The organism is Lacrimispora struthionigena (genome assembly GCF_048627165.1).
In the GTDB taxonomy this organism is placed as follows: Bacteria; Bacillota; Clostridia; order Lachnospirales; family Lachnospiraceae; genus Lacrimispora.
In genome coordinates, this window is the sequence record NZ_JBMBWP010000001.1 from 1 (window position 1) to 25,779 (window position 25,779).

Sequence of the window (25,779 nt, forward strand, 5' to 3'; positions counted from 1 at the left end):
ATTATTATGACCAAGAAGTAATAAAAGATTTAATAAGTGAAAAAAAAGAAATGCTACAGATTTTACCTAGTGATGTAAAATCGTTTACACTAAGAAGCTATTTATATAATATTTTTTTTAAAAAGAGAAGAAAATAAAATCTATAAAAATTTCAGTTTATCGACTTACTAAGATGATATAAATAGTAGTCAGTTTATAAAAAGAACAGTAAAATTGAAGTTTGTAGACAAACTTAAGCGCTTACGGGAAACCGCAGGCGCTTATTTTATGCAGAAAGGCGGTAAATATATGAAATCAATTAATCTATTATTAACGGGATACAACCACAATACGGGCAGCATTTCAAGAATAAAGTATATTGTCATTCACTACGTAGGAGCGCAGGGCGGTGCAAGAGCAAATTGCCAATATTACGCTGGTAGCAACCGCAATGCGTCAGCTCATTATTTTATTGGGTTTGACGGGGAGATATGGCAGAGCGTGGAAGATGCTAACATAGCATGGCATTGCGGAGCTATAACAGCGTTAAAGGGAGCAGGAACGGTGCAGGCTGCATCTGATGCGGTATTAACTGGCTACGAGAAGCCAGCAGACCAGAGCGAAATAGTGAAGAAAAAGAGGGCTGAATACGGGGCGATTTATTACAACAAATATGCTGGGGATAACAACAGCAGCCAAGGCGAGGTAAAGGCAGCGGAGATAAAAACGCCATATAAGGTTAAGGTTGATATTTTAAACCTACGCATACGAACAGGAGCGGGCACAAATTATGCAGCGACAGGGGAAAGCACAGGAAAAGGTACATTTACTATTACAGAAGAGAAAGAGGGAAAAGGCAGCGTGAAAGGCTGGGGAAAATTAAAGAGTGGAGCAGGCTGGATAGCACTTGATTACTGTACGGAATTATAATGGCGGGGCGGCGTGAGAATACACAAGACTATAATGGTAATATACTTGTAACTTGCAAAGCATAAAAAAAGCGCCTATTAATGGGCGTTCACAGAGTCCAAAGAGATAATTTTAAAGTTTACAAAAGTCCCGAAACACAGTGTTTCGGGACTTTATTTTTTGGGGCTTTATATGATTATGCTAAACCTTAGCAATTAACTATGGTTTTTACAATTTTTAGTTTTGGTGTTTCTGTAAGCTTATATGTACTTGCTGATACAACATAGCGTGTGTTTAGAGCTTTCGGCATATCCTTTTGACCCACCACGGTATAACCGAACGGCTCTAGTATTTTTTTAACCATTCGTCCAAGACCTTGTTTTGTAAAGTTGTCTTCTAAATCAAACTCTTTTACTGGAGAATTATCATAATAATTTTCAATTTCCAGAACACATGCTGTTAATGCAGGCTTGCCTGTTTCAGATGCTTCAATCATTGAAATAATGTTGGTGTCTTTTGATAAGATATTTTCGAAAATTTCTCTTGCCTCTTTATTAAATTCATACTTTCTGTAATTTGGGTTTGACTCGATAAACTCTTGGTATGTTGCTTTCATATTAATATCCCCTTTCAAAAACGTGATTCTACGTATCTATTATTACATATCCAAAATCAGATGTCAACAATGTTTGACAAATATTTCTTAGTCAGTCAATTTTACTTCAAAAATAGCTTATGTTAAGTAGTTGAAATGTAGTAAAAGCTATGTCGCTAACTTGTCGCAAGACTATATAAGAGAATATTAAATATTGATTATAGAAAATGCTACTTTTCATGAACTTGCCAAAATTCAAGATGGTGGTATTTGCCTATGCTGTGGTAAAAGATCCATCTCAATTTCTTGTGGAGTTGAAGTAGGTAATATATTTCAGCTTGGAACAAAATATACTAAATCTATGAATATGACTTATGCTGATGAAGAAGGAACTACACAATATCCTAGTATGGTATTACGCGATTAATATCGGTAGACTGGCTGCATCAGTTTGTGAGGCCCATCATGATGAATTTGGTCCAATATGGCCTATGGTAATCGCACCTTGGCAAGTTCATATTTGTGCGGTTCGATCTGATGAAAATGCTGAAAAAAAATTGCAAATAATATATATGAGGAGTTACTAAGCAGTGGAATTGAAGTGATTTATGATAATAGATCTCTGGATTTGATAAAAGAGAATACTTTAGAATTGATACAGCTTCTTGATAGAAAGTATATAGACTAGTAGATAACATAAGATACAAATATAAAAAGAGATAGTAGTAAGATAAATCTCTATATCACTATTTTTTCTTATGTAGTATACTAATATAAAAGTGAATATATAATATTACTATTGCCGTACAGACATCTGTACCAGAGAGAGGTGCTTTTATGCTGGCAGTCAACTATACAACGTTAAGAGATAATATGAAGACATATATGGATAAAATCACAGATGACTATGAGACAATAACAGTTACAAGAAAGGGTAACAAAAATGTTATTATGCTATCTGAAGAATCCTATAACAATATGATTGAAAATATATTTGTAAAGGGAAATAAAAGTTATTATGATTGGTTAATGGAATCAAAGGCTCAGTTAGAAAATGGAATGATATCCACTTATGATCTTCCTGAGGTAGAAGCAGATAAAAAAGGCATTTAAAAAAATGGATGGGCTGATTATATTAATATAGACTAATATAAATTAGCTCCCAGGTAAATGAATATAATTATCAAAGACAGGCGGTGTATCCTTTTGAAAAGCATCCGAGGTAACTACTCAGTACAGTTGATATAATCTGTTAGCAGATTGTGCTGAGGTAAATTTTAAAATATGTTAACAGTCTCAACTGTACTGACCCTTTTCAGTTTAAATAAAAAAGGAGTACAGGAATGAGCCAAATAAAAGAAATCATAAAAGAGAATAAAAAGGCGATTGCCTTATACGTTATAACAGGTTTATTAATTGCATTTTTAACAAACTATAAAATAAAATATTTTCAAAAAATAATTGATGAGTTCAATAATCACACAATCAGATTAAATACTATTGTGGTATATGGAATTGTATTAATTAGTTTTTACTTGTTAAATTATTTTGACGAATATCCTAAGCAAAAGCTTCGAAATGGAATTTATCTGGATTTTAAAGTACAGGCTTTAAAAAAGGTTAGTAAAATCCAGTATATTGAGTATCAAACTTTGGGTACAGGAAAGCTTACACAAAGCATTGAGAATGGGGCAAATGCAGGAAAAGGAATTATTTTTGATTATTGGTTATGCGTTTGCAGACAATTAATGCCAACTATTTTATTCAGCATCTTTTTTATATGGAAATTGAACCCGTTTATCACTTATTTAATATTGTTCGGTTATGTTTTTGTATTTATCACAACGAATTTACTACTGAAGTTACTATATTCAATCAAAGAAAAAATCTTGTGCAATGAAGAAATGATGAATCATTATCTGGTCCGTGGATTTATGGAGATGGTGACATTCCGAATGAGCTGCCGATTCCCTTATGAAATAGAAAAGGCAATAAAGTCGAAAAATGAGATTATAAAATCTAAAGTAAAGATGAATATGATCCATGAAGCATTCTTCACCATATTCGCAATACTTGTGGCATTTCTAAATGTAGGAATCCTTGTGTACGCCTGGTTGAATCAATCTGTTTCTATCGGAACCTCAGTGGCACTTATTTCTCTGGTTGAAAATGCCTATACACCAATTGCGATCTTTAATGTATTAACTGTCCAGTATAAACTGGATAAGGCTACATACAGCAGATTTGAAAAAATTCTTGACATGAAAGAGGATGAGCAATTAGAGAAAGGAAAGAGTGTTAAAGTACAACAAGGCGAAATTAAAATAACAAATCTTTGCTTTCAATATAATAACAAGAAAGTCATTAATAATTTGAATGTTGAGATTCACAAGGGGGAAAAAATAGCGCTTGTGGGGAGCAGTGGTTCCGGAAAGACAACACTGATTAAACTCTTATTAGGATTATTAAAATATGATTCTGGCAGTATTCAGATAGATGGTAATGAACTAAGGGACATTTGTCTGGAGAGTCTGTATAAAAATGTAAGCTATATCTCACAGGAGGCTCCGGTATTTGACGGTACCGTAAGGGAAAATATTGTTCATAACCAGAATCAAAATGACCAATACATCCGGGAAATATTAAAGAAAATGAGGTTGGATGATTCTGTGTCAAAAATGGATAATGGAATTGATACGCTTATCGGTGAACGTGGTATGATATTATCCGGAGGTGAAAGGCAGAGGCTGGCATTAGCCAGACTGTGGTTTCAAAAAAACAATGTAGTTATACTGGATGAAGCGACTTCTGCCTTGGATAATATAACGGAAGAGGCTGTTATGAATGAAGTCTTGAATCTTTTGTCAGAGAAGACGGTCATAGCAATTTCACACCGACTGACCTCCATCATAAATTTTGACCGGATTATTGTGTTTTACGATGGGTATATTGTTGAGCAGGGAACATTTGATGAACTATTAAAGAATGGAATGTATTTTTCTGACTTGTATCATAAGAGCATGCAGTAAACGAATTTGTAGAGAGGATAATCTCCTCTCTACACTTATATTTTACCATGAAAACGGTTAAAACTCAAGACTACAAAATTCAGCCCAAAAGGGATATACTACTTACACGAATGGAGGTATGTATATGGATGAGCAAAATTGGCTTGAGGTCATGAATCGGCAGCAGTGGATGAAGCAGATACAGGAAACGAACCAGTATACATCAAAATATGGGCTTCAATTATCGGAAGAAGATACGGGACTTTTGATTGAAGAGAAAAACCATACGCTGAAAGCAGAACGCAGAGTTGAATTTGGCCAGAGCGTGATTCCACAGATTATATATATCTTCTGCGATTCTGCATTTATTTCACAGGATAATTATTTGGATACGTTGATCCGACTCCAGGAAGTATTTTTTCTGTATAAGAATGAAATGCAGGATGAGATTACAGATGAAGAGCTGCTTAATTTTATGAAAGAACAATTTGAAGATATTTGCTATGGGGATCTGGAATATCTGGAAAGCACTTGTCTTGAAATATTCAGTGAGGCAATCAGGGCTGGTTACAAGGGGTATAAGATTACCCAGGGTAAGGGAGAGTTTTCCAAGATTGACATTGTTCAGAGGTGGGATAAAGATCTGTATTTACAGACGCTGAAAGAACTTTGCTGGGGGTAGTGCGTATAGGGGTTGAGATAGAACAGGAGATATATTAAATGGAACCATATTACTATAGTCAGATGAATAAGCAGCAACAAAGAATTTACCAGGTCATTAAGAGCGGCCTGGAGTCACTTTCACAGAGCTTTGATGTTCAAAGAATCGATGGGGCTGAGCTGAGCGATATCTTTTTTAAGTTAAGATTGGATTGTCCGGAGATATTTTATGCTTCTACTTTTCAATACTCCTTTTACGATAACTCCACACTGGTAAAGATGAAGCCGGTTTATTTATTTGATAAGAATAAGATTAAAGAACATCAGGTGGCAATGACCGCCAGAGTGGAGAAGCTTGCCAGGGTGGTGAAAGATAAAAGTGATTGGGAGAAAGAACAATACATTCATGATTTTATCTGTGAAAATGTTACTTATGATAAGCTGAAAAAACAGTATTCCCATGAGATCCTGGGTCCTTTGGGGCAGGGAGTGGGCGTTTGTGAGGGAATTGCAAAGTCGGTAAAGATCCTTTGTGACCGGCTTTCCATTCCCTGTATTGTTGTTATTTCAGAAAACAATCCGGAAAAGAACATCAAATACAGGCACGCCTGGAACGTGGTTCGGATCAATGGGATGTGGTATCATCTGGACGCCACATTTGATAATACATTAGGAAAAAAAGAACTGAGGTATGACTATTTTAACCTGGATGATAAGGGGATTTTCAAGGATCATGAACCTGTGATATCTATGATTCCGGCGTGCGGAGATGGAGATCATTTCTATTACAAGGACAAAAAACTTTCTTTCACCAAAATGGAAGAGATAGCCAAGCGATGCCAGCAGGCAATCAAGAAAGGGAAAGTCTTCACCTTTCATTGGCGAGGCGGATATCTCACGAAGACTGTTATGGAGGAACTATTGCAAATAATAGCAGGAGAAGCCAGGGGGAAAAGCAGACATAGTCAGATTTCTATTAACTGGCCTCAGGCAGTTATCCGTGTGAAGTTCCTTGAGGAGCAGATGGAAGATTCGGTGAAAATGGAGGATGCATACGAAGAGGAAAATGATGCGACTCCCTAGTAAACTTCATATTAGAGCCGGTTTTTCTGTATTGCAGCGCGGTACTGGGTGGGGGTGGCGCCAACCAATGATTTGAACTGCTTTGAAAAATAGCTGGAGCTGGAAAAACCACAGTCTAAAGCAATTTCAGTAATCAAGGCATCTGTGGCGGAAAGCAGCTCTGCAGCTTTTAAAAGCCGCTTATGCTGGATATATTCCATGGGGCTGTAATGCAGATACTGGCTAAATATTCTCTGACATTCTCTTGTACAGATATTTGCTGTATCTGCAATTTCCTTTACTGTTATCACACATCTTAAATTATTATTAATCCATTCTAACATTTGCTTTATACGGGATTCCTGAAGAGTCGGCATTCTGCGGGAGGGGCTGATCTGATGCTTTTCCTTTGCATAAAGCAAAATATTTGTCAGTGCTTCCCGAACTTGAAATTCATATCCGTAATTTTCCTCTGTACAGGCAGTAAAAGCAATTTCAAACTGTTGAAAAAATGGGTTATCTCCTGCAACCGTTGTGAATTTTAGAAAATCTGGTCCTGTATCTAGTAAAGGACGAACATACTTCGTATCGAATATACTGCCAGGTGTACCACTTGCAATCCCGTGATCAAATACAAAAGAATGATATACACAAGGGGATGGCACAACGGCAGTAAGGGAATGCAGTACACCAGTATTGATAAAGCACCCTTCTCCGGATTCCAGGTAATAGGTATTGTCTTTGATTTGGATCTGTATACTGCCCTGCAATAACATAATAATTTCCAATTCACAGTGCCAGTGGGAAGGGATACAGCTGGCAATGTACTGATGAATATCACCTTCGTTGGCAAGGAGATTGAAGAGCTGTGAGTCGTGTTCCAGCAATTCCTTTCTGCTACAATCCGTTGAAACAAAACAACTATTTCGTATCATAAAAGCCTCTCCCTTTTTGTCGTTTTTTTTATAGTATATGACGTTTCTGTGAAAGCAGCAACTTGAATTTGCGGTTATAATAAGTTTAAAAATAACAGGTAAATCGTAAGCTTTCATTTATGCTTCAGTCGTATATCAGAGAGGTAGGTTTTTTATGGTGACGAATTACAAAAGTCGCGTTCTTGATATGACACAAGGCAGCCCGTTTCATTTACTTTTACGTTTTTCTCTGCCGCTTTTCTTCGGAAATCTGTTGCAGCAGTTCTATAGTCTGGCGGATACTTCTATAGCAGGGCACCTGCTTGGTGACGGTGCTTTGGCGCAAATTGGTGCCACTGTGGCACTTTATAGCATGATTATTAATTTTGCTTTTGGATTAAATAATGGTATGGCCTTAATTGTAAGCAAGTATTTTGGTGCTGGGGAACAAAAGGAAATGAAACAGTCTGTTTGCTGGATGGCAATTATCTCCGGCATCTTTGCAGCAGCTCTTACAGCCGGTTTTTTTATGGTGAGGCATTTGCTTTTATTGAAGATACAAGTTCCGGAAGATACATTAGATGGAGCACTTTGTTACTTTACCATTATACTGGCAGGGATACCTCTGTCCATGGCTTATAATCTGGAATTCAGCTTGCTTCAGGCGGTTGGCAACAGCGTTACTCCACTGCTGTTTCTTCTTTTTAGTAGTGTATTGAATGTGGGACTGGATTTTTTGTTTATGGGAAACCTGGCAATGGGGGTACAGGGAGCAGCGTTGGCAACTGTATCTGCCCAGGGAATCAGTGCTGTTCTATGTTTTATTTATATAGTCAAAAACTATCAGGAACTTCGTATCCATAAAAATGATATAAAGGTAAAGCGGGGTTTTGTTATGAAATTGCTATGGACCGGGCTTAGTATGGCGCTTATGAATACGATTTATAATATCGGCAGCGTTGTTTTACAAAGCAGTATCAATGCCCTTGGCAGCGCTTATATTGCTGCTCAGATGGGAGCCCGCCGTTTGGCCGAATTGTTCTATAATCCGGGTCTTGCCCTTGCAGTAAGTATTGCTACTTATTCCAGCCAGAACTATGGAGCCAACTGCCGTTCCCGAATTACAAAAGGTATTAAGACATCTTTGCTGATCTATGGCATCTGGTGGCTGTTTGCTATAACATTTACCTTTCTGTTTGCGGAAAATGCAATAAAGTTAATTACAGGGAGCAGCAGTACGGAAATTGTTTCCAGTGCAGTGCTTTACCTTCAAATTAGTATTCCGATGATTCCGCCTATGGCTTTTTTGGTAATCATGCGGAGTGCCTTGCAGGGAATGGGGCATCCGGTAATACCTCTGTTATGCAGTGTTATCGAACTGATTGGAAAAGTCTGGTTTTCACTTTGGATTGTGCCTGTGTGGGGGTACATAGCTGTGTGTGTCTGTGAACCCGTTTTATGGGTGATTTGCGCGCTTGTTATTTTAGCAGCTCCATTTATTTACCGCAGGGAATTTTCCTGAGTGAGACCCGGATTTCAGCAGGAGAATAAAATTATTTAAAAAGAGAGAGGAACAGAGCATGATGGAAGCAGTTATTTTTGATTTGGACGGATTGTTAATTGATAGTGAAGTAATATCATATCAATTATACCAGGAGCTACTAAACAAATATGGACACTCTTTTACCATAGAGAATTATGCGCAAAACTATAGTGGAAAAACAGAACTGGGGAATATGGAAACTCTGGTGGATCTTTACCAGCTTCCGATTTCTGTACAGGAAGGACTGGATTACACGTTATCACGGGAGAAAGAGTATTTTATAAAAGGTGTTTCGTTAAAACCGGGTGTCAGAGAGTTGTTGGATTATTTAAAGAATAATCAATATAAAATTGCGTTGGCATCATCCAGTACCAAAGACAGAGCATTATATGCTTTGGTACAACATGGAATAGATGGTTACTTTGATGAAATGGTGTTTGGTACAGAAGTTGAAAGGGGAAAACCCAATCCGGATATATTTTTGAAAGCATGTAAAAAACTAAAGGTTGATCCTGAAAAATGTCTTGTACTGGAAGATAGCGAGGCAGGAATTCAGGCTTCATACTCAGCCAGGATTCCTGTGATCTGTGTACCGGACATAAAAAAACCAAACATAAAATATCAAAAAATGACGGAAATGATCCTGCCATCTTTATTAGAAGTGATATTATATCTACATCAGAAAACCGTCAGGGAAACGGCAAATTAGTTTTTTCGTTGATTTATCCAATTCAGTATCTCGTCAACTGCTAACTGGTAATTCCCTGTCTGACAGTGCTGTTCCCCACCCTCTGCTTCTGTAAACATCCTTGTGGTGAGACTTTTAGCATGTCTGATTTTATTTGAAAGGCGGTAAAACTGATCATTTGGGATGTAGTGATCCTTTTCCCCGGCAAGCAGTAGTACATGGCAGGTCAGTTTGTCACATATATCCTTGGGCAAAGAGTGATTTAATAACTCTCTGTAAAAATCATAGGGTGTTTTAGTTCCTGTTATGTACATTCCCTGCATCATAGCCCAATCGGCAATCAGGCTTTTCTTTCTGAGAATTTGAAGAATCCGGTTGGAGATTCTTTTTTTCTCTTGAAGTACAAAATACCTTACCATAGGTTTTATAATGGATGGGAACATGTCAGTCATACAGAGAAAACCATTTTCAAGTACATCAAAGGCAACCACTGCTTCGATCCTAGGCTCAAAGGCGGCAGCCCTGACTGCAAGATATCCGCCCCATGAGATACCAACCATGGTACAGGAATTTATATTATAATAATCCAGCACGCAGGAAGTCGGTTTTTCCCAGTCGGCCATGAATGTAAGACCATTTTTTAATGTTTTTCCCTGTCCTCCCCCTTCAAAAAGTATGACAGTATAACCATTGTTTGCAAAGTCAAGGATAGCAGGGACAAATTCTTCAATAAAGGAATCGTAGCCGCCGCATATTAATACAATATTTTTTTCACTTTCACTTTTAAAACAGAGACTGTGTATGTATGTATTCATAAAAGATATTTCATGTACCGTATAGTTTAGTCCCATTTGCCTGAATGCCATATGAAAATATTTATAAGACTCTTCATACATATGATTTTTTTGTGGGTGATCTTCATTTAGAAAAAATTCTGCCATTCTGTAAGCATAAGCAGTACGCAAATGTTGGGACGTATTGCTGTAGTAATTACCCAGATCAGACCAGACCTGAAACCATGTTGTCAGATCTTTGATGCCACGGGTTTTTTCAATAATTTTCTTTGCATCGCCGGCGGAATCCCCGTAAGCAATTACCCGGTTTATTTGAAAATCAAGCTGTTGAATTCCTGTTATATTTTTTATATAAGTCATCTTCTACGCCTCCAATTCTAATGTATTACAATTGACGCATATTACGAGACTTATTATAATGAATGGAGATGGACTTTACAATGGCATTCATTATTGTGTTACAGATTCAAAGGAATCGTGACAGATTAGGGGAGTATCACATGAATAAAATGAATTACAGAATTGCACTACAGTCGAAAAGGATGCTGATGGACGGTTTAATTAAGCTGATGGAGACGTATGATTTCTCTATGATTACGGTAACTCAGATCTGTCAGGAAGCGGGACTGTCGCGCAGAACCTTCTATCGTTTATATAATACCAGGGAGGATATTTTAGATGGATATATGAGTATGCTGGCAGGGGGATTTATTCATATGGTGACCGAAACGTCTCCCCACCACTATACGGAAGTTGCTGCTTTATATTTTGAATTCTGGAAACAGCATGAGATTTTTTTAAACCTGCTTAAAAAAAATAAAATGCTGGAAATAATTTATCGTATATCTGGAGAAATAGCCCCGGCTGTTTTTCAAAAAGTAAAACCAGATATAGAACTTAATGATATGACACGTTCCTATTGCCTATCCTACAGCCTAGGCGGTTTAAATGGAATGCTGATCAGATGGGTGGAAGATGGAATGAAGCTATCACCAGAGCAGATAAAGTCAATCCTGGACGGTGCACTTCACATTGCTCTGATTTAATAATAAAAAACTTGATTATATCCAACGTTGGATATATAATTACTTTATCATTACAGATGAGGTGTTTTTCATGGTACAATTATTCATTCTATTCTTTTTTAGTATTAAGCCGACACATGGCTATGAAATTCAGAGGTTTATTAGTCTCAATCGTATGTCTGAATGGAATAACATAAAATCCGGTTCTATTTATTATGCTATTAAAAAATTAGAAAAAGACGGATATATCTGCATGATTGATAAACCAGAAGAAGGAGAAAAGAAAAAGCAGATTTATGAAATAACACAAAATGGCAGAGACGTACTTAAGATATTGGCATACAAGGAGTTGGGCAGGCCTTTGCAGGGAGCAGCATCGGAAAAATTTCTTTTATATCCCATAATTGCCAGCCTTCAGAAGGAAGAGATCATTCAATGCGTGGAAAACCATATGGGTGATTTAAAAGTGCAGAAAAGCCGGATTAATGACTGGAGAAAAGAGAAGGAGCAAAACCCCTGTTCCATGGAAGTAATTACTTTGGATTATATGATAACAACCATAGAAAGTCAGATAAACTGGCATAGACTGATGTTAGACAATCTGGACAAAATCATTCAGGAAACAGATGAGATTATAGCGTTGATTAAAGAAACAAACTTTATGAATTATGAATGCTAAATTGTGAATCATGCACCAAAACGAAACTATGGTTTTGGTGCAAAAAAATATCTATATATCCAACGTTGGATAGTAAGGAGCGGGAAATGAATGTTTTGGTTATTTCAGGAAGTCCCAGGAGGAAAGATAGTTTTCAGGTCTGCATGGAGATTTTGAATGAATTAAAGAAGTATGATTCTGGGATTGAGTTCGAGTATTTACAATTAAGCCAGTCCCATATTTCAGAATGCAGGGGCTGCGCCATCTGCTTTCAAAAAAGTGAATTATTATGTCCCTGTAAGGATGATGAGATCGGGTCAATAAAAGAGAAGATGAAAAATGCAGATGCAATTATTCTATCCAGTCCAGTCTATGCCTATCAGGTTACGGGACAGATGAAACTGTTTATTGATCGTTTGTCTTATTTATTTCACAGGCCGGAGCTTTGTGGGAAACCGGCACTTATTGTAGTTACCACGGATGGAGGAGGGAGCAAACAGGTTTACAAGTACTTAAAAATGACAGTATCTGGTTGGGCAATGGATCTGGTGGGTGATGTACAGATTATTTCCCCTATGTATTTCGAAAATAGAGAACCCAAAGGTACTTTTAAATTTAATAAGCGCGTATATGCAAAAGGGCAGAAGAGAATAAAAAGCCTGGCAAAAAAGTTGTATGAAATAATGGGGCAGAGAGATAAAAGAGTACCCACATTCTATGATATATTTCTATTTAACTGTCTGCGAAGTAAAATATATACATCAGATGCAGATCGTATTTACTGGAGAGATAAGGGCTGGATTGATGCTCCTTACTTTTTTGATGCGGATATAAATCTAGTAAAACGTTTCTTTGGAAAAGTGATGAAAAGGCTCGTTGATATGCTTGGAAAAAAATTATCTTCAGACACCTAATCCTCAATTCCAATCTCTGTATTTCGAAAGTTGAGATTACGATATTTGAGAGGAGTCATTCCAGTTTTTTTATGAAATATCTCTGTAAAATAGCTCTGATTGGGAAACGCCAATATAGAGGCGATCTGCGAGGGGGAGTAGTCGGAATAAATCAGCATATTACTGGCAGTCTCTATTTTTTTATCCCTGATATACTGGCTGACTGTCATACCTACTTCTTTTTTGAACAGGCGGGATAGATAGGAGGAGTTTAATCCGATGGCAGAAGCAAGTGTTTCTATGGTGATCCGGGTATGAAGATTGTCGCAGATATAGTCAATGGATGCCGCTATATGTCTTGAGGTTGCTTTATTTTTTCTTATAAATTTCATGCGTTTTGCATAGTCCAGACACATAATGGGATGCAGCGCGGCAACTTCTTCCGGTTTCATACAGCTATCCGCTTTTTGTATATAAAAATCGCTGAGACTGAAGGCTGTTGACAGTTCCATTCCTCCCTCCATACAATATCTGGCCACCAGTGCAGCAGTGATAACAAAATGATATTTTATATTTTGAAGGTGATTAAACGAAAGAATGCCCAGTCCATTCTTTAATAAAAGGGATTCCTGGCAAAGTTCCCGAACTTTTGTGGTGTTTCCTGATTTTATGACGGAATAAAATTCCTGCTCAGGTGTATAAGGAGCGCGGATTAAATTATTTTCTCTTCTTACAAATTCCTGAAATGCCAGTTCTTTTTTTATATTCATGGGAAGACCCTCCATAGCACCGTTATTTTCTTTTAATATTATATCATGAAAACGACATAAAAGAAAAGAAAATGATATCATTTGCAAGTCAGATCAGATAGTATAAAATTATCTGAAAGGAAAGGTAGTAAAGCGATATGAAACTGAAAAGAGGGTTAAATTTAGGGGGATATTTATCTCAGTGCACTCACAATATGCAACATTACAGTACATTTATCGGAAAAGCGGATATTGAGCAGATTGCAGCATGGGGATTTGATCATATCCGCCTTCCCATTGATTACGAAGTTCTGGAAGATCAGGAAGGCAATCCCAAAGAGGAAGGTTACCGGCTGGTTCATTGTATCTGTGACTGTTGCAGGGCAAATAAGCTGGATGTAATCCTTGATCTTCACAAAGCGTATGGCTATGATTTTAATAATGCAGGGGACAGGGAGAAAAATGATCTGTTTCATAATGCTTATTTACAGGAACGTTTTGTGAATCTTTGGGAGAGGATTGCAACGGAATTTAAAAACTATGACAACGTCGCTTTTGAATTGCTCAACGAGGTTGTAGAAAAGGAAAATGCGTTGCTTTGGAATGACCTGATTGACAAAACGGTGACGGCCATACGTAAAATTGATTTATTTGTACCCATAATTTATGGCGGTATTCAGTGGAACAGCGCAAGTACATTGAAATTACTGAAAAAACCGGTAGATAAAAATATTATCTTTACTTTTCACTTTTACGAGCCCCTTTTATTTACCCACCAAAAGGCACATTGGGTCAAACAGATGGACCCACAAAAGGATGTTTTTTATCCCGAAAGCATGGAATATTATCGCTTACAGTCTGCCGTACTGGGAGAACAGGGGGAAGCAGTCCTAAACTCAACAGCCGAGACAATTGGCAAAGAGTTTTTAGAGATAATGGTGAAGGGAGCAGTTCTGGCTGCACAAAAAGCTGGTACTCAGCTGTACTGCGGAGAGTTTGGTGTGATAGATCAGGCACCTGTTCCGGACACACTGCGCTGGTTCCGTGACGTACATGATATATTTGAGAAGTATCAGATTGGCTGTTCCATATGGACTTACAAAGAAATGGATTTTGGACTGACAGGTAAGCATTATGATGACATCAGGGAAGAAATAATACAGATATGGACCCAGGAACCGTTATGCAGCTGTCAAACTGAGGCTTGACGAAACAAAAAAAGCATGATAATATTTGTTCAATTAAATATTTGCATTACAAAGAATTATATATAATTCGGAGTATAAGAAAAGGCTATGAAAAGAAAGAGTAGCATTTTCAATTCCAAACAGAAAGATGCCGGTTGATGAGAGGCTCATGGATAGAAAGTGTGAATACATCTTGGAGCTGCGCACCGAACCGATTTAAGAAGTAGGCTGCGACGGAGAGCACACCGTAATCAGGTGCAAGGGTATCGCCATGGCCGTACCCGATGAGGTAGACAATGTGAGTTGTCTATAAACTTAAGGTGGTAACACGAGAGTCACTCTCGTCCTTTTGGTAACAGAAGGACGGGAGTTTTTTTAATTTGATTTAACTCAGCTCTTTTTTTCTGGATTTCTTATCAGGCATGCAAATATTAATAATAATATTACAAGGAGAATTTGAGTTATGTTAACACCAAAGGAGCAAATGCGTATTATCTGCAAAGGGGTTCACCAGTGCGTAAATGAGGAGGAGCTTCTTGCCAGACTGGAACAATCCTATAAACAGGAAAAGCCGCTGACCATTAAATTAGGACTTGATCCTTCCGCACCAGATATTCATCTTGGTCATGCTGTGGTTTTAAGAAAGATCAGACAGATGCAGGAGCTTGGACATCAGGCAGTTATTATAATCGGGGATTTTACAGGCAGGATTGGAGATCCTACTGGGAAATCAAAAGGAAGAGTTGCATTGACCGACGAAAAAGTAAAGGAAAATGCACTGACTTACTGCGAACAGATATTTAAAATACTGGACAAAGAAAAAACAATGGTAAGATTCAACAGTGAGTGGCTTTCAAAGCTGAATTTTGAAGATGTGATAAAACTGGCTGCAACGTCTACGGTTGCCAGGATGCTGGAACGGGATGATTTCCAGAACCGTTATAAGAATGGTGTTCCCATTGGAATCCATGAATTTTTTTACCCGCTGATGCAGGCTTATGATTCTGTAGAAATAAAAGCAGACATTGAATTAGGGGGGACAGATCAGACCTTTAACATTTTGATGGGGCGAACGCTTCAAAAGTCTATGGGAACTGACCAGCAAATCGCTTTATTTATGCCAATTCTTGAAGGACTTGATGGCATAGAGAAAATGAGTAAAAGCCTGGGAAATTATATCGGAGTGAGTGAGCCGGCAGAAGTGATGTTTAAAAAGGTGATGGAAGTGCCAGATGATCTGATCATTAAATATTACGAGCTGACCACTGATGAACACCCGGACGAAATTGACAGGGTAAAAGCCGATCTGGAAAATGGAGTCAATCCGAGGGATATTAAGTATCAACTGGCAAAAATCATTACTGGGCTGTACCACAATGCACTAGAGGTGCAAAACGCAATTGCTTACTATGAAATGGCGTTTAGTAAAAAAGCAATCCCAAATGATATTCCCATCTTGCTCCTGGATTTGGAGAAAGATACGGTAAATGACAGCATTCCGGGACTGATTGAGCTGGGATATATAAGAGCAAAAGTGAATTTATTCGCCTGATAAGACAAGGTGGAATCCAGATTAACGGTGAAAAATTGGAAGAGGATGAAATAAATAGTGTTTTGATTAATAGCGATGTCATGAAGATTGGCAAAAAACGATTTGTAAAAATCAATAAATAATTTGATAACTGTGTACTTCTCAGTGACCTCTCACCAGTTTCTGGTGGGAGGTATAAAAGTAATGATTGACGATGGGTAAAATATGTGTTATCTTAAGTGTAATTGGAAGTGTTATTACCAAAATAACCCATCAGTGGTCTTGAAAGGAGAATGTGATATGTCAAATGCATTATTTGTGAAAGAGGTAATGAAAGAATAACTGAATATTGGGCATATGGATAACAGACATGTTTTGTATGCCGCTTTTAGACTCTTATATATCGCTTAACTCTGTTAAACACACGATAAGATGTGTTTTTTTTGTGCCTTTTTTTGGAAAGCCAACCGCAGTGACAGCTCATAAGGGCTATTACCGCGGCATTTTTATGCCCTTTTTTAATCGTTGGTAATTCGTTTACTGACAGAAAACAGGAAGAGAGGTTGTTTTTGAAAGAAAAAATGATTGGTTTTATCACGGCAGTTCACAGGGAACGTTATGAGGTGAGAGCAAACGGGGAAGATCTGTATGCCAGGTTAAAGGCGGGAATATATTATACGGATCATTGCGAGGAAGAATTCCCAACGGTTGGTGACAATGTAGAGTTAGAGTATAATCCTCTGGGTGACTGTCTGATTATTAAGACACTGGAACGAAAGACTGCATTTTCCAGGAAAGATCCTGATGTGGGAATGGGAGAGCAGATTGTAGCAGCTAATTTTGATTATGTCTTTATTTTAATGTCTCTGAATTATGATTTTAATTTAAAGCGGCTGGAGCGTTATCTGACCGTCTCGTGGCAAAGTGGGGGGAAGCCTGTTATTGTCCTTACGAAAGCAGATATTGCAGAAGATATTCAGGAAAAAGTGGAACTGGTAAATCAGATTGCGCTGGGTGTTGATGTCTGTGTGGTAAGTGCTGTGACGGGGGAAGGCATGGAACAGTTAAAAAAATATCTGATGCCTGAAAAGACCACTGTATTCCTAGGGTCATCAGGGGTGGGAAAATCCACCTTCACCAATTATCTGCTGGGAAAAGAGCTTATGGAAACTGGAGAAATCAGAGAAGATGATTCAAAAGGGCATCATACAACAACTCACCGCCAGCTGTTCGTAATGGATAATGGAGCCAGGATTATTGATACACCGGGGATGCGGGAACTGGGAATGTGGATTGTGGATGACGGTATGGATTTCAGCTTTACGGATATCAATGATTTAATAATACAGTGCAGATTTAGTAACTGTACCCACAACGGGGAACCGGGATGTGCAGTTGCTCAGGCACTGAAAGAGGGGACATTGACTGAAAAAAGGTGGAAAAATTACTGGAAAATCCAAAAAGAGTCTAAGTTTCAGGCAACGAAGGAAAGCCGGAAGCAGGCTGTTATTAAAAAGAAGTGTAATAAAAAAAGCAGGGGAGAATGGTAAATGAAGATTATTAGAGCAGAAGAAGTTCATGTGGAAGAAGCATTGAAGTTAGCAATAGGAGAATATGAAAATGAGTGCAGACAGATAAAGCAATTGCCGGTAATTGACGTTACGAAACAGTTACGGGGACTGATCACTGGTTTATTCCGTAAAAACTATGGAGTAGTTGCTATGTGTGAAGGGGAGATGGCCGGGTATCTTGCATTTACAGGACCCATAGATGGGTACTTTGGAACCTGCAGGGGAGCTTATTCTCCATTGGGCGGAAATGCCTTTTCCGGTCATGACAGGGGCAGACTTTGCTCAAAGCTGATGGAAGCGGGAATGGAGCAATTATTAAAGGAGGCCGGAGTTACCAGTGTTGCCCTGAGCAGGTATGCAGATGATCCTTTTGTAGACCGGTCTCTGGTATTAAATGGTTTTGGTATCCGGTGCAGCGATGCTGTTATGGATTTAAATGAATTTGAGTTAAGGGATATTTTTCATAATGATTTTACTTTTACAGAGCTGATTGGAGATGATAAAGGACGCATTCTTGATTTAAGATATGGATTAGTAAAGCATATGTCTGATTCGCCCATTTTTTTCCCAACAGATATCCGGCAATATATGATGCATTTTCCAAAAGAACAAACCCGTATATTTGCAGCCCTGAAAGAGGAAGCGGTAATCGGATACATGTCGATACAAGACAAAGGGGAAACATTTATCAGCGAAACGGAATCCATGAAAAATATTTGCGGTGCATTTGTAAAAGAAGAATATCGGGGAACCCATGTGGCGGATGATTTGCTGTATTATATCTGCAATGTGTGCAAAAAGGAAGGAATCCGTTATCTGGGGGTGGACTGCGAAACATTAAATCCAAACGCACTCCGTTTCTGGGGGAAGCATTTTAAGAATTACACTTACAGCTATCATCGCAGGATCGATGAACGGATCATTGGTTATGAATCTTATCTGAGAAAAGAGTGGATATCTCACCTGTAAAATAGTACAATAGTGGATAAAGTTAACATAGGGGGGAGTTTACAAATGATTTATCTGTCACAATTCTCATTTCCTGATATAGAAGAAGAATACAGCTTCACTATGGGAGAGAAACGAACTTGTTATGATACCTTTTATCCATTTCAGATTTTGTCAAAGAATCATCTGACCAGGCTGGATTTTGAGCCGGTTACGATTTTATATGGTGGGAATGGGTCGGGTAAGACAACGGCTTTAAACGTAATTGCAGAGAAGCTTTGCCTTACCCGGGAAGCCCTTTACAACCGGTCTAATTTTTTTAAGGACTATACGGATCTTTGTTCTTATGAGGTGGAAGAACCAATCACAAGAGACAGCCGGATTATTACCAGCGACGATGTCTTTGACTTTATGCTTAATATAAGGTCTTTAAATGAGGGGATACATCAAAAACGGGAAAAGCTGTTTGATGAATATCTGGACTCAAAGTATTCCAGTTTTCAGATGAAATCTCTGGATGATTATGAGAAGCTTAAGAAGGTTAACATGTCCCGGAGTAATACCCAGTCCCGTTTTATCAGAAAGAACCTGATGGGGAATGTAAGAGAGCATTCCAATGGAGAAAGTGCTTATCTGTATTTTTGTGAAAAGATTAAGGAAAATGGTCTGTATTTACTGGACGAGCCTGAAAACAGTTTATCACCGGAACGGCAGCAGGAGCTGCTGAAATTCTTAGAAGATTCGGCGCGTTTTTTTCATTGCCAGTTTATTATTGCGACTCATTCTCCATTTCTTCTATCCATGAGAGGGGCGAAGATTTACGATATGGATGAGAATCCGGTTGATATTAAAAAATGGACGGAGCTGTCTAATGTACAGGCTTACTATCAATTTTTTAAAAAGTATGAAAAAGAGTTTTTGTAAAAGAACACTATAAAAAAAGTAGGAGGGATAACCATGAATTTATCATATAGAAAAGCAGAAAAGGAAGATGCTGATTTATTAGTTCATATTTATAATGAAGCATTCTACGACGATTATGTCAGATATGGGGAATGCCCCGCTTATGGAAGATCCAGTGAAAATATGGAGAATTCCCTGGAAAAGTACCCGAAAGAGATTATTTACTGTGATAATAAGGCTGTTGGTGTCATTGCTGTAGAAATTTTGGGAAACGGTGAATATTATCTTGGCTGCCTTTGTGTGATTCCACAATATCAGGGAAAGGGAATTGGCTCGCGTGCACTTGAATTTATGTTAGATCATTATTCGGACTGGAAGAAGATTACTTTAATCACACCAGCGGATAAAGAAGAAAACGTTAATTTCTATACAAAAAAATTTCCATTTAAAATTGACGGGACTCAGATGGATGGGAACGTTCAGTTGGCTCACTTTGTAATGGAACGGTAGATAAAAGGAGATAGGACCATGTATGTTTATTTCATGAAAAATCAAAAGCCTTTGAATGAAGAATTAATTAAGGAACACGTAGAGCATTTAAAAAGCCTGAAAAGCCAGGGTAAACTAGTGATTTGCGGACCGTTCAGTGACTATCCGGGTGGGATGGTTGTATACTTAGCTGATAATCTGGAAGAAGCCACAAGGATTGCAATGGCAGATCCCTTTATTTCATCGGGCTGTAAAACATTTGAAATCAGGACCTTGGAAGTGGCCAATGAAGAAAATAATTATCTGTTGGAAGTTTAATAAAGATAATAATATAAGGGCAGACAGCGTTTAAACTGTCTGCCCTTATATTGTCGGGTCTATATAAAATCCACCAGGAATTTTCTTCGGTTCGGGAGACGAAGGGTGCGTAAGGCCCGGGCCTCAATCTGCCTGATTCGTTCTCTTGTAACACCGATATGATCTCCTACCTCTTCCAGAGTATGGGGCATATGTCCGTTAAGACCAAATCTCATATTTACCACGACCTGCTCTCTCGGTTTCAGAGATTGTAATTGCTTATTGATTTCTTCTCTTAACATAATATCAGATACACTTTCTTCCGGAGATAATATGGTTTTGTCCTCAATAAAATCTCCTAAAAAACTTGCGTTATCATCGCCAATGGGGGTATCCAGTGATATAACTGATGCAGAATCCATCATAATCCGCTCTATTTTATCAACTGAAAGTCCAGTGATATCGGATATATCCTTGGTTGTAAAGGATTCCTGTTCCTGATCAAACCGGCGCAGGAGTTGATTGATCATGTTAACATCTTCTTTGTAATGCACCGGCAGTCGTATGGTTCTGTCCTGTTCTGCGATTCCCCGGGTGACAGCCTGACGAATCCACCATGTGGCGTAGGTGGAAAAACGGTATCCCAGTTTATAATCATAACGTTCCACAGCTTTCATAAGGCCGATATTGCCCTCCTGAATGAGGTCAAGCAGGGTTAGGGATTGAACATATGCTTCATGCTTTTTTGCAATACTGACTACAAGCCTTAGATTCGAACAAATAAGAGTTTCTTTCGCCTTTTGATCGCCCTGTGCGCAGAGCATGGCAAGATTATATTCTTCTTCCCTGGTCAGTAAAGGCGCTTCCCCTGCCTGTAATAAATACATTTTTATGGAATCGTCTATATTTGAATCAAGTTGTTTTTCTAAAACTGCTGCATCCACATTCTGCTGTTCTGTTTCCGACATCTGATCCTCCCTGTATCTATGAAATCTCCCGTACGTATTCAATTCCATCTAATGTATATATTTTTTCCAGTACATCAGAATGATTGAACTTTTGGGAAGTGCCAACTGTAAAAATAAGTGTTCCGAATTCTTCCTCTAGCGTTTTTACTTTTCCCCGCTGCATATCATACAGAACAAAGTGGTGTTCACATGCAAAATCGGATAGCTTCCGCAGAGAAAATTGAGAATTGTGTTCCAGATAAACCTCCATGCTTTTTGCGTGCTGTTTGATATAGATATCTACTTTTTTTAATACAATCAATGCAAAGACCGAAAAGAACATACCGATAACAGCTCCGGAGTAAAAGCCCGTTCCAATGGCAATTCCAAGTCCGGCCGCCAACCACAGTCCGGCAGCGGTGGTAAGACCCCTAATTTCATCATTTCTGGTAACAATGATAGTACCGGCGCCCAGGAAGCCGATTCCGCTGACGACCTGTGCGGCTAACCGGGTCGGGTCAGTTCCGGGATTAGTAACTGCGATGTATTGATTGGTAAGCATGACCATTGTGGAACCAATACACACCAGTACATAAGTCATAAAACCGGCGGGACGATTTCGCAGCCCCCGCTCTGTTCCCAATATACCACCGACGATCAGGGACATACCCAGTCTTACTATGATGGAGAAAATATTTATTTCCTGCAGATAAGAGGAACACTGATTAATATATGGCACCTTTTACACCTCTTTTTTGAAATAAAACACAGAGCCTCTCATGTCTTATTGCAAATTGACAATCAAGGCTCTTAATAGAAGCACCCTTATTCTATGTACCCGTTATTGGGCTTCCTGCTCTGCATCCCTTGCAGCAGCATATTTCTTTTCAGAAATTCTGATAATAATGCTTTCTTTTTCCACCTGAAGCTCAATGCGGTCACTTAAGAATTCAGGAATATCAGCCACTGTTATGATCGTACCAATTGGCTTGCCCTCTAAGTCTACAGTAACGGTATCGATCATGTCTTCTGGTAAAGAAGCATATGGGACTTCCATCAGCATCTTATCTAAGACTCCGGTAACAAATTCGGCATTTTCTAAGATAACGTGTGCCAGGCTGTTCACCTTTGTCTTTGGATCAAGAGCCTGGAAGTTAATGTGCTCGATTTTACTATCTGTAAAGCATCTGCTGCTGTCCTTAATCTGAGTTACGATTGTCTGATCTTCTAATTTAAGCTGAACTTTACTTCCAAGTCTCTGCTTGCGAAGCAGTTTTTCTGCAGTTTTTTCCTCCATTTGGATTGAGATGGAGTTGGGAAGACTGCCACCAAAAATGCAGCAAGGCACAATGCCTTTTCTCCGCAATTGTTTTGCTTTTAATTGTTCATTACGTTTTTCCACTGTAATAGTATTCATTGTGATCCTCCTCGTAAAATTTTTTGGATATATTGGGCGCTATTGAAAAAGAAGGGCTTTTAATGGTTCCAAAATCCTATGAAACCAGCAAAAGCCCTTCTCTGATAGACGGTTCTTTTATATCCAATTGACATAAGTATACCATAGGAGGCAAAAAAAAGCAAATCCATTAATTGTAATTTCAGCCGTTTGTGAGAAAATATTTTCTGATCACATAAAAAAACAGTTATTTTCCCGTTGACACCGTGAAAAATTGTGATAAAATTAGGATAACAAACACAGACAAAAGCGTTGACGAGGAGGAGTACATGCGATTCCGGATGAACAGAGAGAAGATGGCTGGTGAAAATCTTCGTGATGGAAGCATGGAAGTAGCCTTTGAGCTTTGGATTGAACGGATTTTATCTCAGTAGACTCCAACGGAGATTCCCACCGTTATCAGGGGAAGCGATATCGGAAGAAGTTTTTTTATCTTCCCGTATTGTATTGAGAGCAGAAAATTATTTCTGAATTTAGGTGGTACCGCGGACACGTTAATTCGCCCTAAGCATAGCTTGGGGTGAATTTTTTTGTCTGTTTTGTAGTAAATATTACAGGAGGTATCCATCATGGATAAGAAGTATGATTTTCAAAAATCAGAGAAACAGGTAACAAATTTCTGGGAAGAAAACCAAATTTACAAGTATGGACAGGGAAAGGAACGGCCGGTTTATTCCATTGACACGCCGCCTCCCACTGTCAGCGGAACGCTTCATATCGGTCATGTGTTTTCCTATACACAGGCTGAAATAATAGCCAGGTTTAAACGCATGCAGGGGTATGATGTATTCTATCCCCTGGGATTTGATGACAACGGTCTTCCCACGGAGCGGCTGGTGGAACGGGATAAAAAGATCCGTGCGGGACAGCTTCCAAGAAGCCAGTTTCGGAATATTTGCGTGGAGACTATAGAAACGTATGAAACTGATTTTAGGGGGTTGTTTCAAAAACTTGGATTCAGTGTCGACTGGGAGTTTAGCTATCAGACAGTGTCCTCTCTGTCTCAGAAAATATCCCAGAGATCATTTCTTAATCTGGTAAAGATGAAAAAGGCCTACAGGAAAGAGTCGCCTGTTTTGTGGTGCACCCAGTGCCAGACTTCCATCGCACAGGCAGAGCTTGAAACTCTGGAATTGGAATCCAGCTTTCACTATCTGAATTTTAAAACTTCTCTGGGAGATTTACTGATCGCAACCACCAGACCGGAACTGCTGTATGGCTGCGTATGCGTCTTTGTTCACCCCCAGGATGAAAGATATCACAAGTTCATCGGGAAAATGGCCAGAGTTCCCCTGTATGATTTTGAAATACCCATTATGGCAGATGAAATGGTATCCATGGAAAAAGGAACGGGCGCTGTTATGTGTGCAACCTTTGGTGATTCTACAGATGTTTCCTGGTACCAGACCCATCATCTTCCTTATAAGAAAATAATTTTGCCGGACGGAACCATAAGCGGGGAAGTTCCTTATATTGGGGGAATGGAAGTCACCCTGGCCAGGCGGACCATGGTGGAAGAATTAAAAAGCAGGGAGCTGCTTGTAAAGCAGGAGGCAGTTTCTCACAGTGTGGCTGTTCATGAACGGTGCGGCCAGGCAGTGGAGATCATTCCTTCCAACCAGTGGTATATTGATGTATTGACGGAAAAGGACAGATTTTTAAAGGCAGCGGATGAGATCAGCTGGCATCCCGCTCATATGAAAAAACGATATCAGATATGGGTTGAGAATTTAAAATGGGACTGGTGTATTTCCAGACAGAGGTATTTCGGAGTTCCATTTCCGGTCTGGTATTGTAAGGAATGCAAAGAACCTGTTTTTGCGGAAGAAGACCAGCTGCCTGTAAATCCACTGGAGGAATTGCCAGGAAAGGCATGCAGCTGCGGATGCACACAGTTTCTCCCGGAGGAAGCTGTATTTGATACCTGGGCAACGTCCTCCGTTACCCCTTTTATCAATGCCGGATATGGTGAGGATTATGACAGAAGCAAAGAGATTCTGCCTATGGGAATGAGAAATCAGGCTCATGAAATCATTCGTACCTGGGCGTTTTATACCATTGTAAAAAGTCTTTATCACACTGGTGAAATCCCCTGGAAGGACATTATGATCAGCGGGTTTGTACTGGCAAAACCCGGAGAGAAGATCAGTAAATCAAAAAACAATGCATCTAATTCGCCCCTGACACTTATTGAAACCTATTCGGCGGATGCAATCCGGTATTGGGCAGCAAGCAACAAACTGGGTACAGATACATTTTTCAGTGAAGATGAAATGAAGGGTTCCAGGAGATTTTTGACGAAGCTTTATAATGCGGCGAAGTTTGCAATTATGCAGCTGAATGATTATGAACAGAAGGAAGAATTTAATCCTGAGACCCTGCTGCCTATTGACCGGTGGATGCTGGAACGGGTAAATGAAACCACCAGTGTTGTAAAGGATCTTTTAGACGATTTTGAAATTGGTCAGGCAAGGCATGAAATTGATGATCTGTTCTGGCGGGATTTCTGTGATTACTATATCGAAATTGTAAAGGAACGTCTTTATCAGCCGGAAAAGCATGGCGTAACACAACGATATTCCGGACAATATGGGCTGTATTACAGTCTGCTTGGTATATTGAAGCTGTATGCAGTTTATACCCCGTTCATAACAGAGTATATTTATCAGGACTTTTATCGGAGTCATGAGGAAATGTTGTCCATCCACCAGACGCTTTGGGAACGGAGAGAAGCAAACAAGATTTATCTGGAATTTGGGGAACAGGTGAAGGAGCTGATTGGAGCAGTTCGGAAGGAAAAGACGGAAAAGCAGCTGTCCATGAAAGATGAGATTCCTGAACTGATTATTACAAGTCCCAAAAGATTCCGGGAGTTTTTTAAAGCAACAAAGCTGGATATACAGGCTTGTACCGGTGCGAAGAAGGTTATTATAAGGAGCTGAATAATTCAGAAAAAAGTTTAAGGTTGCGTGA

Annotated in this window: 27 protein-coding genes and 2 other annotated features; of the genes, 20 read left to right on the forward strand and 7 right to left on the reverse strand. The window is 38.9% G+C overall.

What is annotated here, in order from left to right:
* The first annotated feature begins 288 nt into the window (after positions 1-288).
* A complete protein-coding gene (locus ACOAOT_RS00005) occupies positions 289-909 on the forward strand; it encodes an N-acetylmuramoyl-L-alanine amidase (RefSeq protein WP_420215059.1) in 621 nt (206 codons plus the stop codon).
* 187 nt (positions 910-1,096) lie between these two features.
* On the opposite strand, the gene ACOAOT_RS00010 is transcribed toward ACOAOT_RS00005, so the two are convergent.
* Positions 1,097-1,504, reverse strand: coding sequence for a hypothetical protein (locus ACOAOT_RS00010; protein ID WP_420215060.1), 408 nt, complete (start codon positions 1,502-1,504; stop codon positions 1,097-1,099).
* A 193-nt stretch (positions 1,505-1,697) separates the two neighbouring features.
* On the opposite strand from ACOAOT_RS00010, the gene ACOAOT_RS00015 reads away from it, so the two are divergent.
* The 5 genes from ACOAOT_RS00015 to ACOAOT_RS00035 all read left to right on the forward strand — a co-directional run bounded on the left by ACOAOT_RS00015 (position 1,698) and on the right by ACOAOT_RS00035 (position 6,234).
* Positions 1,698-1,910: a hypothetical protein gene (locus ACOAOT_RS00015; protein WP_420215061.1), complete on the forward strand. Its 213-nt coding sequence runs from the start codon at positions 1,698-1,700 to the stop codon at positions 1,908-1,910.
* Positions 1,911-2,320: 410 nt separating this feature from the next.
* Positions 2,321-2,596 carry a type II toxin-antitoxin system Phd/YefM family antitoxin gene (locus ACOAOT_RS00020; RefSeq protein ID WP_420215062.1) on the forward strand — a complete coding sequence of 92 codons (276 nt, stop codon included), beginning with the start codon at positions 2,321-2,323 and terminating at the stop codon, positions 2,594-2,596.
* A gap of 230 nt (positions 2,597-2,826) precedes the next feature.
* Positions 2,827-4,512 carry an ABC transporter ATP-binding protein gene (locus tag ACOAOT_RS00025; protein WP_420215063.1) on the forward strand — a complete coding sequence of 562 codons (1,686 nt, stop codon included), beginning with the start codon at positions 2,827-2,829 and terminating at the stop codon, positions 4,510-4,512.
* Positions 4,513-4,636: 124 nt separating this feature from the next.
* Positions 4,637-5,173: a DUF6323 family protein gene (locus tag ACOAOT_RS00030; protein ID WP_420215064.1), complete on the forward strand. Its 537-nt coding sequence runs from the start codon at positions 4,637-4,639 to the stop codon at positions 5,171-5,173.
* Between the two features lie 38 nt (positions 5,174-5,211).
* Positions 5,212-6,234: a transglutaminase domain-containing protein gene (locus ACOAOT_RS00035; RefSeq protein WP_420215065.1), complete on the forward strand. Its 1,023-nt coding sequence runs from the start codon at positions 5,212-5,214 to the stop codon at positions 6,232-6,234.
* An 11-nt stretch (positions 6,235-6,245) separates the two neighbouring features.
* Here ACOAOT_RS00035 and ACOAOT_RS00040 read toward each other — a convergent pair whose 3' ends face one another.
* Positions 6,246-7,148, reverse strand: coding sequence for an AraC family transcriptional regulator (locus ACOAOT_RS00040; RefSeq protein ID WP_420215066.1), 903 nt, complete (start codon positions 7,146-7,148; stop codon positions 6,246-6,248).
* 154 nt (positions 7,149-7,302) lie between these two features.
* Here ACOAOT_RS00040 and ACOAOT_RS00045 point away from each other — a divergent pair, with 154 nt between their 5' ends.
* Both ACOAOT_RS00045 and ACOAOT_RS00050 read left to right on the forward strand, forming a co-directional pair.
* On the forward strand, positions 7,303-8,649 hold the full coding sequence (locus ACOAOT_RS00045) for an MATE family efflux transporter (protein WP_420215067.1): 1,347 nt from the start codon (positions 7,303-7,305) through the stop codon (positions 8,647-8,649).
* Positions 8,650-8,707: 58 nt separating this feature from the next.
* The gene (locus ACOAOT_RS00050; RefSeq protein WP_420215068.1) at positions 8,708-9,379 is read left to right on the forward strand and encodes an HAD family hydrolase; all 672 of its coding nucleotides are present in this window, start codon (positions 8,708-8,710) and stop codon (positions 9,377-9,379) included.
* Here ACOAOT_RS00050 and ACOAOT_RS00055 read toward each other — a convergent pair.
* On the reverse strand, positions 9,376-10,512 hold the full coding sequence (locus tag ACOAOT_RS00055) for an alpha/beta hydrolase family protein (protein ID WP_420215069.1): 1,137 nt from the start codon (positions 10,510-10,512) through the stop codon (positions 9,376-9,378). The two genes, ACOAOT_RS00050 and ACOAOT_RS00055, sit on opposite strands and share 4 nt — an antisense overlap.
* Before the next feature lie 140 nt (positions 10,513-10,652).
* On the opposite strand from ACOAOT_RS00055, the gene ACOAOT_RS00060 reads away from it, so the two are divergent.
* From ACOAOT_RS00060 to ACOAOT_RS00070, 3 genes are all read left to right on the forward strand, one after another.
* Positions 10,653-11,198 (forward strand): TetR/AcrR family transcriptional regulator, encoded by a 546-nt coding sequence (locus tag ACOAOT_RS00060; RefSeq protein WP_420215070.1) that lies wholly within the window; start codon positions 10,653-10,655, stop codon positions 11,196-11,198.
* A 70-nt stretch (positions 11,199-11,268) separates the two neighbouring features.
* Complete coding sequence (locus tag ACOAOT_RS00065) at positions 11,269-11,856, forward strand: PadR family transcriptional regulator (protein ID WP_420215071.1); 588 nt, start codon at positions 11,269-11,271, stop codon at positions 11,854-11,856.
* Between the two features lie 86 nt (positions 11,857-11,942).
* Positions 11,943-12,749: a flavodoxin family protein gene (locus ACOAOT_RS00070; protein ID WP_420215072.1), complete on the forward strand. Its 807-nt coding sequence runs from the start codon at positions 11,943-11,945 to the stop codon at positions 12,747-12,749.
* Here the strand turns inward: ACOAOT_RS00070 and ACOAOT_RS00075 are convergent.
* On the reverse strand, positions 12,746-13,498 hold the full coding sequence (locus tag ACOAOT_RS00075; RefSeq protein WP_420215073.1) for an AraC family transcriptional regulator: 753 nt from the start codon (positions 13,496-13,498) through the stop codon (positions 12,746-12,748). The genes ACOAOT_RS00070 and ACOAOT_RS00075 overlap by 4 nt on opposite strands.
* Before the next feature lie 137 nt (positions 13,499-13,635).
* Here ACOAOT_RS00075 and ACOAOT_RS00080 point away from each other — a divergent pair, with 137 nt between their 5' ends.
* The 8 genes from ACOAOT_RS00080 to ACOAOT_RS00115 all read left to right on the forward strand — a co-directional run bounded on the left by ACOAOT_RS00080 (position 13,636) and on the right by ACOAOT_RS00115 (position 20,424).
* Entirely contained in the window at positions 13,636-14,685 is a 1,050-nt protein-coding gene (locus ACOAOT_RS00080; RefSeq protein ID WP_420215074.1) for a glycoside hydrolase family 5 protein, read from the forward strand.
* A gap of 78 nt (positions 14,686-14,763) precedes the next feature.
* Positions 14,764-15,016, forward strand: a binding site (T-box leader).
* A 111-nt stretch (positions 15,017-15,127) separates the two neighbouring features.
* A complete protein-coding gene (tyrS, locus tag ACOAOT_RS00085) occupies positions 15,128-16,216 on the forward strand; it encodes a tyrosine--tRNA ligase (protein ID WP_420215075.1) in 1,089 nt (362 codons plus the stop codon).
* On the forward strand, positions 16,213-16,338 hold the full coding sequence (locus ACOAOT_RS00090) for a hypothetical protein (RefSeq protein ID WP_420216626.1): 126 nt from the start codon (positions 16,213-16,215) through the stop codon (positions 16,336-16,338). The genes tyrS and ACOAOT_RS00090 overlap by 4 nt, the downstream gene beginning before the upstream one ends.
* Before the next feature lie 426 nt (positions 16,339-16,764).
* On the forward strand, positions 16,765-17,745 hold the full coding sequence (gene rsgA, locus ACOAOT_RS00095) for a ribosome small subunit-dependent GTPase A (protein ID WP_420215076.1): 981 nt from the start codon (positions 16,765-16,767) through the stop codon (positions 17,743-17,745).
* Entirely contained in the window at positions 17,746-18,735 is a 990-nt protein-coding gene (locus tag ACOAOT_RS00100; protein WP_420215077.1) for a GNAT family N-acetyltransferase, read from the forward strand.
* Between the two features lie 45 nt (positions 18,736-18,780).
* The gene (locus tag ACOAOT_RS00105; protein ID WP_420215078.1) at positions 18,781-19,638 is read left to right on the forward strand and encodes an AAA family ATPase; all 858 of its coding nucleotides are present in this window, start codon (positions 18,781-18,783) and stop codon (positions 19,636-19,638) included.
* A gap of 33 nt (positions 19,639-19,671) precedes the next feature.
* Positions 19,672-20,127, forward strand: coding sequence for a GNAT family N-acetyltransferase (locus ACOAOT_RS00110; RefSeq protein WP_420215079.1), 456 nt, complete (start codon positions 19,672-19,674; stop codon positions 20,125-20,127).
* A gap of 18 nt (positions 20,128-20,145) precedes the next feature.
* The gene (locus tag ACOAOT_RS00115; RefSeq protein ID WP_420215080.1) at positions 20,146-20,424 is read left to right on the forward strand and encodes a YciI family protein; all 279 of its coding nucleotides are present in this window, start codon (positions 20,146-20,148) and stop codon (positions 20,422-20,424) included.
* 59 nt (positions 20,425-20,483) lie between these two features.
* Here the strand turns inward: ACOAOT_RS00115 and ACOAOT_RS00120 are convergent, their stop codons facing one another.
* From ACOAOT_RS00120 to ACOAOT_RS00130, 3 genes are all read right to left on the reverse strand, one after another.
* On the reverse strand, positions 20,484-21,371 hold the full coding sequence (locus tag ACOAOT_RS00120; RefSeq protein ID WP_420215081.1) for a sigma-70 family RNA polymerase sigma factor: 888 nt from the start codon (positions 21,369-21,371) through the stop codon (positions 20,484-20,486).
* Positions 21,372-21,387: 16 nt separating this feature from the next.
* The gene (locus ACOAOT_RS00125) at positions 21,388-22,089 is read right to left on the reverse strand and encodes an MgtC/SapB family protein (protein ID WP_420215082.1); all 702 of its coding nucleotides are present in this window, start codon (positions 22,087-22,089) and stop codon (positions 21,388-21,390) included.
* A 102-nt stretch (positions 22,090-22,191) separates the two neighbouring features.
* Complete coding sequence (locus tag ACOAOT_RS00130) at positions 22,192-22,767, reverse strand: 50S ribosomal protein L25/general stress protein Ctc (RefSeq protein WP_420215083.1); 576 nt, start codon at positions 22,765-22,767, stop codon at positions 22,192-22,194.
* Between the two features lie 282 nt (positions 22,768-23,049).
* Positions 23,050-23,316: a binding site (T-box leader), on the forward strand.
* Between the two features lie 59 nt (positions 23,317-23,375).
* Here ACOAOT_RS00130 and ACOAOT_RS00135 point away from each other — a divergent pair.
* On the forward strand, positions 23,376-25,748 hold the full coding sequence (locus ACOAOT_RS00135; protein WP_420215084.1) for a valine--tRNA ligase: 2,373 nt from the start codon (positions 23,376-23,378) through the stop codon (positions 25,746-25,748).
* Positions 25,749-25,779: the final 31 nt, after the last annotated feature.

Coding starts and splice junctions, on each gene's coding strand:
- ACOAOT_RS00005 (WP_420215059.1), top strand. CDS start 289: ATGAAATCAATTAATCTATTATTAACGGGATACAACCACAATACGGGC.
- ACOAOT_RS00010 (WP_420215060.1), bottom strand. CDS start 1,504: ATGAAAGCAACATACCAAGAGTTTATCGAGTCAAACCCAAATTACAGA.
- ACOAOT_RS00020 (WP_420215062.1), top strand. CDS start 2,321: ATGCTGGCAGTCAACTATACAACGTTAAGAGATAATATGAAGACATAT.
- ACOAOT_RS00025 (WP_420215063.1), top strand. CDS start 2,827: ATGAGCCAAATAAAAGAAATCATAAAAGAGAATAAAAAGGCGATTGCC.
- ACOAOT_RS00030 (WP_420215064.1), top strand. CDS start 4,637: ATGGATGAGCAAAATTGGCTTGAGGTCATGAATCGGCAGCAGTGGATG.
- ACOAOT_RS00035 (WP_420215065.1), top strand. CDS start 5,212: ATGGAACCATATTACTATAGTCAGATGAATAAGCAGCAACAAAGAATT.
- ACOAOT_RS00040 (WP_420215066.1), bottom strand. CDS start 7,148: ATGATACGAAATAGTTGTTTTGTTTCAACGGATTGTAGCAGAAAGGAA.
- ACOAOT_RS00045 (WP_420215067.1), top strand. CDS start 7,303: ATGGTGACGAATTACAAAAGTCGCGTTCTTGATATGACACAAGGCAGC.
- ACOAOT_RS00050 (WP_420215068.1), top strand. CDS start 8,708: ATGATGGAAGCAGTTATTTTTGATTTGGACGGATTGTTAATTGATAGT.
- ACOAOT_RS00055 (WP_420215069.1), bottom strand. CDS start 10,512: ATGACTTATATAAAAAATATAACAGGAATTCAACAGCTTGATTTTCAA.
- ACOAOT_RS00060 (WP_420215070.1), top strand. CDS start 10,653: ATGAATAAAATGAATTACAGAATTGCACTACAGTCGAAAAGGATGCTG.
- ACOAOT_RS00065 (WP_420215071.1), top strand. CDS start 11,269: ATGGTACAATTATTCATTCTATTCTTTTTTAGTATTAAGCCGACACAT.
- ACOAOT_RS00070 (WP_420215072.1), top strand. CDS start 11,943: ATGAATGTTTTGGTTATTTCAGGAAGTCCCAGGAGGAAAGATAGTTTT.
- ACOAOT_RS00075 (WP_420215073.1), bottom strand. CDS start 13,498: ATGAATATAAAAAAAGAACTGGCATTTCAGGAATTTGTAAGAAGAGAA.
- ACOAOT_RS00080 (WP_420215074.1), top strand. CDS start 13,636: ATGAAACTGAAAAGAGGGTTAAATTTAGGGGGATATTTATCTCAGTGC.
- tyrS (WP_420215075.1), top strand. CDS start 15,128: ATGTTAACACCAAAGGAGCAAATGCGTATTATCTGCAAAGGGGTTCAC.
- ACOAOT_RS00100 (WP_420215077.1), top strand. CDS start 17,746: ATGAAGATTATTAGAGCAGAAGAAGTTCATGTGGAAGAAGCATTGAAG.
- ACOAOT_RS00105 (WP_420215078.1), top strand. CDS start 18,781: ATGATTTATCTGTCACAATTCTCATTTCCTGATATAGAAGAAGAATAC.
- ACOAOT_RS00110 (WP_420215079.1), top strand. CDS start 19,672: ATGAATTTATCATATAGAAAAGCAGAAAAGGAAGATGCTGATTTATTA.
- ACOAOT_RS00115 (WP_420215080.1), top strand. CDS start 20,146: ATGTATGTTTATTTCATGAAAAATCAAAAGCCTTTGAATGAAGAATTA.
- ACOAOT_RS00120 (WP_420215081.1), bottom strand. CDS start 21,371: ATGTCGGAAACAGAACAGCAGAATGTGGATGCAGCAGTTTTAGAAAAA.
- ACOAOT_RS00130 (WP_420215083.1), bottom strand. CDS start 22,767: ATGAATACTATTACAGTGGAAAAACGTAATGAACAATTAAAAGCAAAA.
- ACOAOT_RS00135 (WP_420215084.1), top strand. CDS start 23,376: ATGGATAAGAAGTATGATTTTCAAAAATCAGAGAAACAGGTAACAAAT.